Source organism: Kluyvera fluvialis, from assembly GCF_059725275.1.
This window is the reverse complement of the sequence record NZ_AP046142.1, coordinates 216,871-230,983: the sequence shown is the minus strand read 5'-3', so window position 1 is coordinate 230,983 and position 14,113 is coordinate 216,871. Positions and strand designations below refer to the sequence as shown.

The 14,113-nt window shown below is 53.6% G+C and carries 11 protein-coding genes; 6 read left to right on the top strand and 5 right to left on the bottom strand.

All coding sequences use genetic code 11. The features are described 5' to 3' along the window. Window positions 1–364 precede the first annotated feature (364 nt). Both AC6I4B_RS01105 and cspE read left to right on the top strand, forming a co-directional pair. Complete coding sequence (locus tag AC6I4B_RS01105; protein ID WP_497768864.1) at window positions 365–1,738, top strand: MFS transporter; 1,374 nt, start codon at window positions 365–367, stop codon at window positions 1,736–1,738. A gap of 340 nt (window positions 1,739–2,078) precedes the next feature. Further along, entirely contained in the window at window positions 2,079–2,291 is a 213-nt protein-coding gene (gene cspE / locus AC6I4B_RS01100) for a transcription antiterminator/RNA stability regulator CspE (protein WP_035893107.1), read from the top strand. A 167-nt stretch (window positions 2,292–2,458) separates the two neighbouring features. On the opposite strand, the gene glyS is transcribed toward cspE, so the two are convergent. The 3 genes from glyS to AC6I4B_RS01085 all read right to left on the bottom strand — a co-directional run bounded on the left by glyS (window position 2,459) and on the right by AC6I4B_RS01085 (window position 5,893). After that, complete coding sequence (glyS, locus tag AC6I4B_RS01095; protein ID WP_497768862.1) at window positions 2,459–4,528, bottom strand: glycine--tRNA ligase subunit beta; 2,070 nt, start codon at window positions 4,526–4,528, stop codon at window positions 2,459–2,461. A gap of 9 nt (window positions 4,529–4,537) precedes the next feature. Next, on the bottom strand, window positions 4,538–5,449 hold the full coding sequence (gene glyQ / locus AC6I4B_RS01090; protein WP_497768860.1) for a glycine--tRNA ligase subunit alpha: 912 nt from the start codon (window positions 5,447–5,449) through the stop codon (window positions 4,538–4,540). 138 nt (window positions 5,450–5,587) lie between these two features. Beyond that, window positions 5,588–5,893: a YsaB family lipoprotein gene (locus AC6I4B_RS01085; RefSeq protein ID WP_497768859.1), complete on the bottom strand. Its 306-nt coding sequence runs from the start codon at window positions 5,891–5,893 to the stop codon at window positions 5,588–5,590. A gap of 169 nt (window positions 5,894–6,062) precedes the next feature. Between AC6I4B_RS01085 and AC6I4B_RS01080 the strand changes: the two genes are divergently transcribed. Next, on the top strand, window positions 6,063–7,058 hold the full coding sequence (locus tag AC6I4B_RS01080; RefSeq protein ID WP_497768857.1) for an acyltransferase: 996 nt from the start codon (window positions 6,063–6,065) through the stop codon (window positions 7,056–7,058). 45 nt (window positions 7,059–7,103) lie between these two features. On the opposite strand, the gene xylB is transcribed toward AC6I4B_RS01080, so the two are convergent. Together xylB and xylA are read right to left on the bottom strand one after the other, a co-directional pair. Further along, window positions 7,104–8,558, bottom strand: a complete 1,455-nt coding sequence (gene xylB / locus AC6I4B_RS01075; RefSeq protein ID WP_497768856.1) for a xylulokinase — start codon at window positions 8,556–8,558, stop codon at window positions 7,104–7,106. A gap of 100 nt (window positions 8,559–8,658) precedes the next feature. Beyond that, window positions 8,659–9,981, bottom strand: a complete 1,323-nt coding sequence (xylA, locus tag AC6I4B_RS01070) for a xylose isomerase (protein WP_497768854.1) — start codon at window positions 9,979–9,981, stop codon at window positions 8,659–8,661. 358 nt (window positions 9,982–10,339) lie between these two features. Here xylA and xylF point away from each other — a divergent pair, with 358 nt between their 5' ends. From xylF to xylH, 3 genes are all read left to right on the top strand, one after another. Next, window positions 10,340–11,332 carry a D-xylose ABC transporter substrate-binding protein gene (gene xylF, locus AC6I4B_RS01065; protein ID WP_497768853.1) on the top strand — a complete coding sequence of 331 codons (993 nt, stop codon included), beginning with the start codon at window positions 10,340–10,342 and terminating at the stop codon, window positions 11,330–11,332. An 82-nt stretch (window positions 11,333–11,414) separates the two neighbouring features. Then, the gene (locus AC6I4B_RS01060; RefSeq protein ID WP_497768851.1) at window positions 11,415–12,956 is read left to right on the top strand and encodes a xylose ABC transporter ATP-binding protein; all 1,542 of its coding nucleotides are present in this window, start codon (window positions 11,415–11,417) and stop codon (window positions 12,954–12,956) included. Beyond that, window positions 12,934–14,103 carry a xylose ABC transporter permease XylH gene (xylH, locus tag AC6I4B_RS01055; RefSeq protein WP_497768850.1) on the top strand — a complete coding sequence of 390 codons (1,170 nt, stop codon included), beginning with the start codon at window positions 12,934–12,936 and terminating at the stop codon, window positions 14,101–14,103. Before AC6I4B_RS01060 ends, xylH begins: the two co-directional genes overlap by 23 nt. Window positions 14,104–14,113 lie beyond the last annotated feature (10 nt).

The following is a 14,113-nucleotide window of genomic DNA, read 5'->3' as shown; positions in this document are numbered from 1 at the left end:
TGACAAGGATAGTCCAGAGCCGCGCCGCAAGATACCTTTTTCATACGTTCCCCGTTGCTTACGCCGCAATGTTAATGATTTGTTGAATGCATCACATTTATCGCAATGAACACCTGCGCAAAAAAAGCCAATAACCGACTGATAGCACTCTATTTTATGACAAACACCGAGCACCATCGCCGCGATGGGAACGATAATCGCACACTTCTGCACCACAGCACATTGTAGGAACGGCGGGTAAATGATTTGATTTAACGAACGATTAACGACAATACGTTCGATAATCGCCCAAACACCTCGATACCCGCGAAGAAGACAAGAGATATCAATCCGGCTTTTTCGCACCGCTAGCAGGAATTACCGCATGACAACACAGACAACAACGGATATTCAGGCTTTTATCAACCGCCATCCCTTCTCAAAGTACCAGTGGATGATTCTGGTGCTGTGTTTTGTGACTGTCGCAATGGACGGATTCGACACCGCAATTATCGGTTTTATCGCCTCAGACCTGGTTCAAGAGTGGGGAGTACAAAAATCTGACCTTGGCCCCGTGATGAGCGCTGCGCTGGTTGGCCTTGCGGTCGGTGCGCTGACCGCAGGCCCAATGGCTGACCGCATTGGCCGCAAGAAAGTGCTGGTTCTGTCAATTTTGGTGTTCGGCGGCTTTAGCCTGATTACCGCCTTCGCCACCTCGCTTACGCAATTAACCGTGCTGCGCTTTTTAACCGGCCTGGGCCTCGGCGCTGCCATGCCAAACGCCGCAACGTTGATGAGCGAGTACGCCCCAGAACGCCGCCGCGCGCTGCTGGTTAACCTGATGTTTGTCGGCTTCCCGATTGGCTCATCGCTCGGTGGGTTTATCTCGGCCTGGTTAATTCCCCATTATGGCTGGCAAAGTGTGCTGATCCTCGGCGGCGTGATGCCGCTGGCGCTGGCGGTCATGCTGATATTCCTGCTGCCGGAATCCGCGCGTTATCTGGCAGTGAAGAACAAATCACCGCAGCAGATTGCCCGTATTTTGCGCCGCATTGCGCCATTGCCGGAAAACACCCAGTTCGTGTTGCAGGAAGCAGGCCAGGTTAAAGAGCAATCCGCGCTGGGCGTGATTTTCTCGCCGCGTTATCTGGTAGGGACAATCATGCTGTGCCTGACTTACTTTATGGGGCTGCTGATTTTCTACCTGCTGACCAGTTGGCTGCCGCTGTTGATTCGCGAAACCGGCGCAACGCTGAGCCAGGCCTCGGTCATTACCGCCTTATTCCCACTAGGTGGCGGGATTGGCGTGCTGGTGCTGGGTGCGCTGATGGACAAAATGAATCCAAACAAAGTAGTTGCCGTCGGCTACCTGCTGACCGGCGTTTTCGTCTGCCTGGTCGGTTTTTCCACCCATAGTCTGGTATTGATGGGCGTGATGGTCTTCATTGCCGGGACGATTATGAACGGCGCGCAATCGTCGATGCCTGCACTGGCTGCCGGTTTTTATCCGACCCAGGGGCGCGCGACTGGCGTTGCCTGGATGCTCGGTTTAGGCCGTTTTGGCGGTATTCTTGGGGCGTTCAGCGGGGCATTTTTGATGCAGGCCGAGCTGTCGTTTAAGACCATTTTCGCGCTGCTGGCTATTCCAGCGATGTTGTCCGCAATCGCACTGATGGTGAAGTACGCAGCGAGCAAACGCCAGCCGAAAGCAGCAGACAATGTTCGTTCGCCGCTGCCGGAGTCTGCGCAAAAAGTCTAAAATCTGCCCCGACGGCCATGCTGTCGGGGCAATATAACATTTTTTTACATTACGCTAACCGACGCAATATTCTTTTATCATCAATCAGTTAACTAGTGTAATCACTCTCATTACGCTAGCATCGTTATAAGAAATGCACAGATAACGTTTGCTTTCGAGGTAAGAAGTATGCGTTAATACATCCACGGTTTGACATACAGACCACAAAGCAGTTGAGTAAAGCAGTTCCCTTCAAGGTTATCCATTGGTACCCCTCGTAGCGACATTTCCTTTACGCTTTAAATTCTGTAAAGCATGCCATATCGCCGAAAGGCTCAATTAATTTTTAAAGGTAATTTCTATGTCCGGTAAAATGACTGGTATCGTAAAATGGTTCAACGCTGATAAAGGTTTCGGCTTCATCACTCCTGACGATGGTTCTAAAGACGTGTTCGTACACTTCTCTGCTATCCAGAACGATGGCTACAAATCTCTGGATGAAGGTCAGAAAGTTTCCTTCACCATCGAAAACGGCGCTAAAGGCCCAGCAGCTGGCAACGTAACTTCTCTGTAAGTTCAAGCCGCTAAGAATTGTAAATCCCTGCCCTCGGGCGGGGATTTTTTTTATCTATAGATCAGTGAAATACCAGCCCTGCCGACTGAAAATGGATAGCTCTCGCCTCCGATAAGATATAAAAAAAACCTGCCCGAGGGCAGGTTTTCATTTAATAACGAAACCGCTTATTGCAGCAGGGAAATATCCGCCACTTGCAGGAACAGCTCGCGCAGCTTAGACAGCAGCGTCAGACGGTTGATGCGCACATCTTTGTCTTCCGCGTTCACCATCACGTTCTCGAAGAACTCATCCACCGGCTCACGCAGGGACGCCAGTTCAATCAGCGCATCCTGGTAGCGACCTTCCGCGAAGTACGGTTGCAGTTTGTCGCGCAGAACAACCAGGTTGCCCGCCAGTTTGATTTCCGCCGCTTCTTTCAGTACCGAAGCGTGAACGATGTCGTTCAGCATCTCGTCTGATTTCGCCAGAATGTTGGATACGCGCTTGTTAGCCGCAGCCAGAGCGGAGGCTTCTTCCAGTGAACGGAAGTGAGACACCGCTTTCATGCGCGCATCGAAGTCTGCCGGACGCGTTGGACGACGCGCCAACACCGCCTGAATGGTGTCAACGGTATAGCCTTCATCCTGATACCAGGCGCGGAAACGCCCCAGCATGAAGTCGATAACGTCATCAACCACTTTCGCGTTAGTCAGTTTGTCGCCGTACAGACGCGCCGCTTCTTCGGTCAGCGTTTGCAGATCGAGCGGCAGGTTCTTCTCAACGATAATACGCAGCACGCCCAGCGCAGCACGACGCAGCGCAAACGGGTCTTTGTCGCCTTTCGGATGCTGACCAATACCGAAGATACCCGCCAGGGTGTCCATCTTGTCAGCAATTGCCAGCGCGCAAGCCACTGGGTTGGACGGCAGATCATCACCGGCAAAGCGCGGCTGATACTGTTCGTTCAGTGCAACGGCGACATCTTCCGCTTCGCCATCGTGGCGCGCGTAGTGCATCCCCATTACGCCCTGGGTGTCGGTGAACTCGAAGACCATGTTGGTCATCAGGTCACACTTGGACAGCAGGCCTGCACGGGTTGCGTGGTTAACGTCAGCGCCAATTTGCTCTGCAATCCAGCCAGCCAGCGCCTGAATACGGTCGGTCTTGTCGCGCAGCGTACCCAGTTGCTGTTGGAACAGCACGGTTTGCAGACGCGGCAGGTTATCTTCCAGACGTTTTTTGCGGTCAGTATTGAAGAAGAACTCCGCATCCGCCAGACGTGGACGCACCACTTTCTCGTTACCGGAGATAATCTGGATCGGATCTTTAGATTCGATGTTTGCCACGAAGATAAAGTTCGGCAGCAGCTTGCCCGCGTTATCGTAAACCGGGAAATACTTCTGGTCGCCCTTCATGGTGTACACCAGCGCTTCTGCTGGAACCGCGAGGAATTTCTCTTCGAATTTCGCCGTCAGAACGACTGGCCATTCCACCAGCGAGGTGACTTCTTCCAGCAGGCTTTCGCTCAGGTCAGCGTTGCCGCCAATCTTACGCGCCGCTTCTTCTGCATCTGCTTTGATTTTGGCTTTACGCTCTTCGTAGTCTGCAATCACTTTGCCACGCTGGCGCAGGATTTCAGGATACTGATCGGCGTTGTCGATGGTGAATTCCGGCTCGCCCATAAAGCGATGGCCGCGAATTACGCGATCGGACTTAATGCCCAGAATCGTAGCCGGGATAACTTTATCGCCCAGCAGCAGAGTCACGGTGTGAACCGGACGCACGAAGTGCACTTCAGAAGCACCCCAGCGCATCAGTTTCGGGATTGGCAGTTTCGCCAGCGAGTTGGCAATCATGTTTGGCAGCAACGCTTCAGTGCTTTCGCCCTTCACGTGTGCGCGATACAGCAGCCATTCGCCTTTGTCGGTAGTCAGACGTTCAGCCTGATCGACGGTGATACCGCAGCCACGCGCCCAACCTTCAGCCGCTTTGCTCGGTTTGCCTTCGGCGTCAAACGCCGCAGAAACCGCCGGGCCGCGTTTTTCAACTTCGCGATCTGCTTGCGCAGCCGCCAGATTTGCCACTTTCAGCGCCAGACGGCGTGGGGCAGCAAACCATTCAACTTTACCGTGCGCGAGGCCCGCGTTATCCAGCTCTGCCGTTACGTTCGCAGCAAAAGATTCCGCCAGGTTACGCAGCGCTTTTGGTGGCAGCTCTTCAGTGCCGATTTCCACCAGAAAAGTATTCTCAGACATGGCCGCCTCTTATTTATTCTTGTTGCACATCGGGAAGCCGAGGGCTTCACGGGAAGCGTAATAAGCTTCTGCCACTGCTTTGGTCAGGGTGCGAATGCGCAGGATATAGCGCTGACGCTCGGTGACGGAGATGGCTTTACGCGCATCCAGCAGGTTAAAGCTATGGGCAGCCTTAAGAATACGCTCGTATGCAGGCAGCGGCAGCGGGTTTTCCAGCGCCAGCAACTGCTGCGCTTCTTTCTCATACTGATCAAAGCAGGAGAACAGGAAGTCAACGTCTGCGTATTCGAAGTTATAGGTGGATTGCTCCACTTCGTTCTGATGGAACACGTCGCCGTAGGTCGTTTTGCCCAGCGGGCCGTCGCTCCAGACCAGGTCATAAACGCTGTCTACGCCCTGAATGTACATGGCCAGACGTTCCAGACCGTAGGTGATTTCACCAGTAACAGGTTTACATTCCAGACCGCCAACCTGCTGGAAGTAGGTGAACTGGGTGACTTCCATACCGTTCAGCCACACTTCCCAACCCAGACCCCAGGCGCCCAGCGTTGGGTTCTCCCAGTTGTCTTCCACGAAACGAATGTCGTGAATGGTCGGATCCATACCCAGCTCTCTCAAAGACCCGAGGTACAGCTCCTGGATGTTATCCGGAGACGGTTTAATCACTACCTGGAACTGGTAGTAGTGCTGTAAACGGTTCGGGTTTTCGCCATAGCGGCCATCGGTTGGACGGCGGGACGGCTGCACGTAGGCAGTTGCCATTGGCTCCGGCCCCAACGCACGCAGGCTAGTCATTGGGTGAGAAGTGCCCGCGCCAACTTCCATGTCCAGTGGTTGAACAATGGTGCAGCCCTGACGAGCCCAGTAATCCTGTAAGGTCAGGATCAGGCCCTGGAAGGTCCTGGTATCAAACTTTTGCATATGATTTCGTGCTGGATACGTGTGGATTTAAAGGAAGGAGTCAGTATACCCGCTGGCTGCGAGATATACAGTACGAAACGGAATTGTTTAGGGAAAATTGGGGAAAACAGGCCGGATTTTAACGAATTCGGGCCTGTGTTAGCGCATGGAGAGATGCAAAAAGCCGCCATCTGGGTCAAAAGAACAGACAAAACGCTCATTTCGCACGGTATAGCCGCGAAGTTCATAGCTGCCCTGGAAGCGCTCAAAACCGGTGACATCGATTTTCTTCGCCGCCGTGTTATAACGCTGTGCGGCGTTATCCTTGCACAACTGCTCCATGCTGAGTGAAAGCGAAGGCGTCACTCTGGCACTCTGTTTTTTGTGCGTGGCGGGCGGTTCAGACGTCGAGCAACCGGCCAGCAGCATAAATGCCAATAAGGAAGTAAAAGTCTTGATGATCATTATTTATATTACCGGGCGGTTATTTTAGGCTGTACCCCTTCATACCTCCGCATTGTGCGAATCTCACGACAACTCCACAAGTACGAGGCAAAAAACTCAGAATTATCCAGTGAAATAGCCTCACTGGCGCTGAGTCTGAATATATTTATAGCGGAAAAAAAGGCTCCTGATGCAAGCAAAGATAAACTGGATTGATAACTTACGTGGCATCGCCTGCCTGATGGTGGTGATGATTCATACCACCACCTGGTTTGTTACCCATCCGCACGACATCAGCCCGCTCAGTTGGGATCTCGCCAACGTTCTGAACTCCGCTTCACGCGTCAGCGTACCGCTCTTTTTTATGATTTCAGGCTACCTGTTTTTTGGCCCACGCAGCGCACAGCCTCGGCATTTCCTGCGTATTGCGCTGTGTCTGTTGTTCTACAGCGCTATCGCCCTGCTGTTTATTGCCACGTTTACGCACATCAACATTGAAGCATCGCTGAAAAACCTGCTCCAGAAGCCCGTTTTCTACCATCTGTGGTTTTTCTTCGCCATCATCGTGATTTATCTGGTTTCACCACTCATTGAAGTGAAAGCCATTAGCGGCAAAATGTTGCTGGCATTAATGGTGGTGATTGGCATTGTGGCAAACCCGAATACGGTGGATACCAGCACAGGCGGCGTAAAATGGCTGCCGGTGAATCTTTATATCAACGGAGATACGTTCTATTACGTGCTTTACGGCCTGCTTGGCCGGGCGCTGGGCATGATAGACACCTGCCGGAAATCACTCACCTGGGGTTGTGGCCTGTTGTTTGTCGCGGCGGTGTGGATTATTTCACGCGGTACGCTGTATGAATTGCAGTGGCGCGGCAATTTTGCCGACACCTGGTATGTTTACTGCGGCCCGATGGTTTTTATGAGCGCCAGCGCGCTATTTATTGTGGTGAAGAACACGCTAAATCAACGCGTTCTTCCGGGATTATCGCTGATATCACGCCACTCATTGGGTATTTACGGTTTTCATGCATTTGTGATTTACGTGCTCCGTAGCTGGGATCTCGACCTAAAAAACTGGCCTGCGCTGGATATTATGTGGGTTTTCATCGCCACGCTGGCAAGCAGCCTGCTGTTGTCGATGGCGCTACAGCGTATCGATCGGCATCGGCTGGTGAGTTAGCGTACATTGCGCCCCGCCCCACAGCGGAGCGGGTAACGCAATGGCTCAGGACATAAGCGGCAGGAGTTGTTGGTAAATCTGGCGGAAGGTGTCACGCAGTGGTGCATAATACGCCACACGCTCTGGATCAGGCTGATGCTCTTGCTCCAGCGCCAATTGTGGCAGGAATGCGCTGTACGGCTGGTCGCGATGCACCGCCAACTGCGCCAAACGCGCCGCCCCCAATGCAGGGCCAACCTCGCCGCCGGTGCGGTAATCCAACGGTTTTCCGCAGATATCCGCCAGCATTTGACGCCAGTAAGCGCTACGCGCGCCACCGCCAATCAGCGTGATGCTTTCCGGCTCCACGCCACAGGCGTGTACTACGTCCATGCCATCCGCCAGCGCAAAACCAACGCCCTCAAGCACCGCGCGCGCCAGCTCAGCCTGCCCGTGTTGATGCGTCAGCCCAAAGAACACCCCTTTCGCTTCTGGATTATTGTGCGGCGTGCGTTCACCGGAGAGATACGGCAAAAACCACACCGGGCCAGCATTCACATCTGCGGTTTCAGCGGCAGCAATCAGTGCCGGAACGCTCTCCAGACCAGTCAGTCTCGCCGCCCAGTCGAGGCATGATGCGGCACTCAGCATCACCGACATTAAATGCCAGCGCTTCGGTAAGGCGTGACAAAAACTGTGCACCGCGCTTTCCGGCTTACTCAAAAAGCCGTCACTCACAGCAAAATAGACGCCAGACGTTCCTAGCGATAGCATCGCCTGTCCGGCATCTGCCATTCCCACGCCCACCGCGCCCGCCGCGTTATCGCCACCGCCCGCCACCACCGGTACAGCAGGCATATTCCACGCGCTGGCGACCGACGCCGACAGCGTGCCGGTCATGTCGCAACCTTCGAACAACGCAGGCATATTGTCGCGAGTCAGCCCGCAGGCGGCGAGCATCTCATCGCTCCAGTCACGTTTCGCCACATCCATCCACATCGTCCCGGCCGCATCCGACATGTCGCTGGCGAAGTCGCCGGTCATCCGCAGGCGCAGGTAATCTTTAGGCAGCAGCACTTTATCGACCTGCGCGAAAATATCCGGCTCGTGTCGCAGCACCCATAATAATTTGGGGGCGGTAAAACCCGGCATCATCAAATTACCGGTGATTTGCCGCGAGTTTTTCACTGCGGCTTCCAGTAACTGGCACTCTTCGCCGCAGCGACCATCGTTCCACAAAATGGCTGGACGCAGTACACGCTGTTGTTTATCAAGTAGCGTTGCACCGTGCATTTGCCCGGCAATCCCGAGGGCTTTCACGCCCTGTAAATTGTGCTGCAACGAGAGCGCTTTCATGGCGCTATCCGTTGCCTGCCACCACTGCTCTGGGTCTTGCTCAGACCATAACGGATGGGGGCGCGAAACGGTCAGTTTTTCCGTCTGCGAAGCGAGAACCTGGCCCTCTTCACTAAGCAGGATAACTTTGACCCCGGAGGTTCCTAAATCAATCCCGATATACATCGTCACGGCTCCTTAACTGAAAATGCCCGGTGGCGTTAACGCAGACCGGGCCTACAGATGCGTAAACCGGGCAAACCGCATGTTGCCCGGCGATGTTGCTTTACTTGTCGAACAGGTAGTGGTTTACCAGCCCTTCCAGCAGTTCCTGATGGCCGCTCTGGTGCTGCGGCGCGAGCTGATTCTGCTCGGCGTATTTCGCCAGATCCTGGAGCGACATTTGGCCTTTGAGGATCTGTTGGCCCAGTTCAGCGTTCCAACCGGCATAGCGTTTCGCCACCCGTTTATCCAGCTCACCACCTTCAATCATCCGCGCCGCCACTTTCAACGACAACGCCATAGTGTCCATTGCCCCAATATGGCCGTAGAACAGGTCATATTTGTCGGTGCTCTGACGGCGAACTTTGGCATCAAAGTTCAGGCCGCCAGTGGTGAAGCCGCCCGCTTTTAAGATTTCATACATCACCAGCGCGTTTTCTTCCACGCTGTTCGGGAACTGGTCGGTATCCCAGCCAAGCTGCGCATCGCCACGGTTGGCATCGACGGAGCCAAACAGGCCCAGCGCAATCGCGGTGGCAATTTCGTGGTGGAAAGAGTGACCCGCCAGCGTGGCGTGATTCGCTTCGATATTCAGTTTGATCTCTTTTTCCAGGCCGAACTGCTTCAGGAACCCGTACACCGTCGCCGCATCGTAATCGTATTGATGTTTGGTCGGCTCCTGCGGTTTTGGTTCGATAAGCAACGTGCCCTGGAAACCGATTTTGTGTTTATGTTCCACCACCATCTGCATAAAGCGCCCAATCTGCTCGCGCTCCTGACGCAGATCGGTGTTCAGCAGCGTTTCGTAACCTTCACGGCCGCCCCACAGCACATAGTTTTCGCCGCCCAATTTATGGGTTGCATTCATGGCGGTGAACACCTGCGCCGCAGCCCAGCTAAACACTTCTGGGTCAGGGTTAGTGGCCGCGCCCGCGCCGTAGCGAGGGTTAGTAAAGCAGTTAGCCGTGCCCCACAGCAGTTTTACTCCCGTCTGCTGCTGTTTTTCAGCCAGCACATCCACCATCTGGGCGAAATTATTCAGGTACTCTTTCAGGTTTGCACCTTCTGGCGACACATCCACATCGTGGAAACAGTAGTAAGGGACGTTCAGCTTGTGAAAAAATTCAAATGCAACGTCAGCTTTGCGTTTCGCGCGCTCAATAGCTTCGCCCGGCTGCTGCCACGGGCGGTCAAATGACCCGACGCCAAACATATCTGCGCCATTCCAGCAGAAAGTATGCCAGTAGCAGGCAGCAAAGCGCAGGTGATCTTCCATACGTTTACCCAGCACTAATTCATCTGGGTTGTAGTGGCGAAAAGCCAGCGGGTTTTCGGTTTTTGGGCCTTCGAAACGAACACGATCCAGTTGGTCGAAATAAGCTTGCATAATGAGCTCCATAATCTGACAGGCGGCGGGGGATATTTCGTCATGTCATACTGGATTCTGATTTGCAGTAGCTCAATTACGTTATTTCACACTGCTATTAAGAGAATCCACAAATGTGCGCCAGCTCGCAAAATAAATCCGCGTTATTCTCTTTTTTTGCCCGTTATTTTCTCTGAGAGGATTTTAAAATCCGATCGCGGTCATAAATTGACAATTAAACCAAATATCGTAATGGCAAGATAAAAATCTGTAATTGCCAGCCGTGCATTACATGTTAAAAATTTGCTGCGTATTAAGTCATTCTTGTTTCTTTTATCGCCAATCTCATCACCTTACTCCTACAGAAGGCACTACGATTATGAAGATAAAGAACCTTTGCCTCACGCTTTGCGCATCCCTGCTTCTGACCAGCATGGCGAGCGGTGCGAAAGAAGTTAAGATAGGCATGGCCATTGATGATCTGCGCCTTGAGCGCTGGCAGAAAGACCGCGATATCTTCGTGAAGAAAGCCGAACAGTTGGGTGCGCAGGTTTTTGTGCAATCCGCTAACGGCAATGAAGAAACGCAAATGTCACAGATTGAAAATATGATCAACCGTGGCGTCGATGTCCTTGTCATTATTCCTTATAACGGCCAGGTGCTGAGCAACGTCATTAAAGAGGCGAAACAAGAAGGCATTAAAGTGCTGGCCTATGACCGCATGATTAATAATGCGGATATCGATTTTTATATCTCCTTTGATAACGAAAAAGTCGGCGAAATGCAGGCACAAAGTCTGGTGAAGCAAGTGCCTCAAGGGAATTATTTCCTGATGGGCGGCTCGCCGGTAGATAATAACGCCAAGCTGTTCCGCGCAGGCCAAATGAAAGTATTAAAACCCTATATTGACGATGGCAAAATTAAAGTTGTCGGCGATCAATGGGTTGATGGCTGGTTGCCGGAAAACGCGCTGAAAATCATGGAAAACGCCCTTACCGCCAACAACAACAAAATTGATGCGGTTGTCGCCTCTAACGACGCCACCGCCGGCGGCGCTATTCAGGCACTGAGCGCACAGGGCTTGGCGGGTAAAGTGGCTATCTCTGGTCAGGACGCAGACCTTGCGGGCGTGAAGCGCATTATCAACGGCACGCAAACCATGACCGTCTATAAACCCATTACCCTGCTGGCGAGCAGCGCCGCAGAAATTGCCGTCGAGCTGGGTAATGGCCAGCAACCGAAGGCCGACGCCACCTTAAATAATGGGCTGAAAGATGTTCCCTCCCGCCTGCTCACCCCTATTGAAGTGAATAAAACCAATATCGACGATACCGTTGTGAAAGATGGTTTCCACAAAAAGAGCGAACTCTAAAGCACATACCCCAGCCCTGCGCTGGGGCGGCCTGGCTACCGAAAAGAACCGGTAGCCGAGCTTACGCGGAGCACAAGCACTTATGCCGTATTTACTCGAAATGAAGCACATCACCAAAACCTTCGGGGTCGTTAAGGCTGTCGATAATGTCAGCCTAAGATTAAACCCAGGCGAGGTTGTTTCCCTGTGCGGCGAAAATGGCTCAGGAAAATCGACCTTAATGAAGGTGTTATGCGGTATTTATCCGCATGGCAGCTACGACGGCGAGATTATTTTCGCTGGCGAGACGCTACAGCCCACGCATATTCGCGATACCGAACGTAAAGGCATTGCCATCATTCACCAGGAGTTGGCGCTGGTAAAACACCTGACGGTGCTGGAAAACATCTTTCTTGGCGCGGAAATTAGCCGTCATGGCGTACTTGATTACGACACTATGACGCTGCGCAGTGAAAAGCTGCTGGCGCAGGTCAACCTCGCGATTTCACCCGATACCCGCGTAGGTGATCTGGGGTTAGGCCAGCAGCAGTTAGTCGAAATTGCCAAAGCGTTGAACAAGCAGGTGCGGCTGTTGATTCTTGATGAACCTACCGCCTCGCTGACCGAGCAGGAAACCGCCGTGCTGCTCGATATCATCCGCGATCTGCAAAATCACGGTATTGCCTGCATTTATATCTCGCACAAGCTGAACGAGGTGAAGGCCATTTCCAATACCATCTGCGTGATTCGCGATGGTCAGCATATCGGTACGCGCGACGCCAGCGACATGACCGAAGACGACATCATCACCATGATGGTGGGGCGCGAGCTAACGGCGCTTTACCCCAGCGAGCCGCACACTGCCGGTGACGAAATCTTACGCGTTGAGCATCTCACCGCCTGGCATCCGGTTAATCGCCATATTAAGCGGGTCAACGATATCTCTTTTAGCCTGAAGCGCGGCGAAATTCTCGGCATTGCGGGGCTGGTCGGTGCCGGGCGCACCGAGGCCGTCCAGTGTTTATTTGGCGTCTGGCGCGGTCGCTGGGAGGGGAAAATCTTTATTGATGGCCGAGAAGCCAGCATCCACAACTGCCAGCAGGCGATCGCCCACGGGATCGCGATGGTACCGGAAGACCGTAAAAGAGACGGCATTGTGCCGGTCATGGCGGTAGGCAAAAACATGACCCTCGCTGCGCTGAATGATTTTAGCAACACTTTCGGCAGCCTGGACGACGCCAAAGAGCAGCAATGTATTTTACAGTCTATTCAGCGCCTTAAAGTGAAAACGTCATCGCCAGATCTGGCTATCGGGCGGCTAAGCGGCGGTAACCAACAGAAAGCGATTTTGGCGCGCTGCCTGCTGCTCAACCCCCGCATTCTGATCCTTGATGAGCCGACGCGCGGTATTGATATCGGCGCGAAATACGAAATCTACAAACTTATCAATCAACTGGTTCAGCAAGGCATTGCTGTCATTGTCATCTCGTCTGAATTACCGGAAGTGCTGGGTCTTAGCGACCGGGTGCTAGTCATGCACGAAGGCAAACTGAAAGCCAACCTGGTAAACCAGAACCTGACCCAAGAAAACGTAATGGAAGCCGCCTTGAGGAGTGAACGCCATGTCGAACAACAATCTATCTGAAGTTAAACAGTCTGCCCCAGCGCTACGGCTTGCGTCGCTGAATTTGCAGGTGTTTGTGATGATTGCGGCCATTATCGTGATTATGCTGTTTTTCACTTGGACGACGGAGGGCGCATATCTGAGCGCGCGCAACGTGTCTAACCTGCTGCGCCAAACGGCGATTACCGGGATCCTCGCGGTAGGCATGGTGTTCGTCATCATCTCCGCCGAGATTGACCTCTCCGTCGGCTCGATGATGGGGTTGTTGGGCGGCGCGGCGGCTATTTTTGACGTCTGGCTTGGCTGGCCGCTGCCGCTCACCATCATTGTGACGCTGGCGATGGGCCTGGTGCTTGGCGCGTGGAACGGGTGGTGGGTTGCCTACCGCAAAGTACCGTCGTTTATCGTCACCCTGGCGGGGATGCTCGCCTTTCGCGGCATTCTAATTGGCATAACCAACGGCACGACGGTGTCGCCTACCAGCGCCGCCATGTCGCAAATCGGCCAAAGCTATCTGCCGGACGGCATCGGCTTTACCTTCGGGGCATTGGGGCTGATGGCGTTTGTGGCCTGGCAGTGGCGCGGGCGAATGCGCCGCCAGTCGTTAGGGCTGGCAACACCGGCCTCAACCGGCATGGTTGGGCGCCAGGCGCTAACAGCGATCATTGTGCTGGGCGCCATCTGGTTGCTCAACGACTATCACGGTGTGCCAACCCCAGTATTATTGCTGACGTTGCTGCTGCTGGCGGGAATGTTTATGGCGACGCGCACCGCCTTTGGGCGGCGAATTTACGCGATTGGCGGCAATATTGAAGCGGCGCGGCTGTCCGGGATTAACGTTGAACGCAACAAACTGGCGGTATTCGCCATTAATGGCCTGATGGTCGCCATTGCCGGGCTGATTCTTAGCTCGCGTTTGGGCGCAGGCTCGCCATCGGCGGGGAACATTGCAGAACTGGACGCCATCGCCGCCTGTGTTATCGGCGGAACCAGCCTCGCAGGTGGCGTCGGCAGCGTTGCCGGAGCGGTGATGGGGGCATTTATTATGGCTTCACTCGACAACGGAATGAGTATGATGGACGTCCCCACGTTCTGGCAATATATCGTCAAAGGTGCCATTTTGTTACTTGCCGTCTGGATGGATTCTGCCACCAAACGGCGCGCTTAATCGCTGGCCG

Excerpts from the sequence above, each read along its gene's own strand:
- AC6I4B_RS01105 (WP_497768864.1), top strand. The coding sequence starts at position 365 with ATGACAACACAGACAACAACGGATATTCAGGCTTTTATCAACCGCCAT.
- cspE (WP_035893107.1), top strand. The coding sequence starts at position 2,079 with ATGTCCGGTAAAATGACTGGTATCGTAAAATGGTTCAACGCTGATAAA.
- glyS (WP_497768862.1), bottom strand. The coding sequence starts at position 4,528 with ATGTCTGAGAATACTTTTCTGGTGGAAATCGGCACTGAAGAGCTGCCA.
- glyQ (WP_497768860.1), bottom strand. The coding sequence starts at position 5,449 with ATGCAAAAGTTTGATACCAGGACCTTCCAGGGCCTGATCCTGACCTTA.
- AC6I4B_RS01085 (WP_497768859.1), bottom strand. The coding sequence starts at position 5,893 with ATGATCATCAAGACTTTTACTTCCTTATTGGCATTTATGCTGCTGGCC.
- AC6I4B_RS01080 (WP_497768857.1), top strand. The coding sequence starts at position 6,063 with ATGCAAGCAAAGATAAACTGGATTGATAACTTACGTGGCATCGCCTGC.
- xylB (WP_497768856.1), bottom strand. The coding sequence starts at position 8,558 with ATGTATATCGGGATTGATTTAGGAACCTCCGGGGTCAAAGTTATCCTG.
- xylA (WP_497768854.1), bottom strand. The coding sequence starts at position 9,981 with ATGCAAGCTTATTTCGACCAACTGGATCGTGTTCGTTTCGAAGGCCCA.
- xylF (WP_497768853.1), top strand. The coding sequence starts at position 10,340 with ATGAAGATAAAGAACCTTTGCCTCACGCTTTGCGCATCCCTGCTTCTG.
- AC6I4B_RS01060 (WP_497768851.1), top strand. The coding sequence starts at position 11,415 with ATGCCGTATTTACTCGAAATGAAGCACATCACCAAAACCTTCGGGGTC.
- xylH (WP_497768850.1), top strand. The coding sequence starts at position 12,934 with ATGTCGAACAACAATCTATCTGAAGTTAAACAGTCTGCCCCAGCGCTA.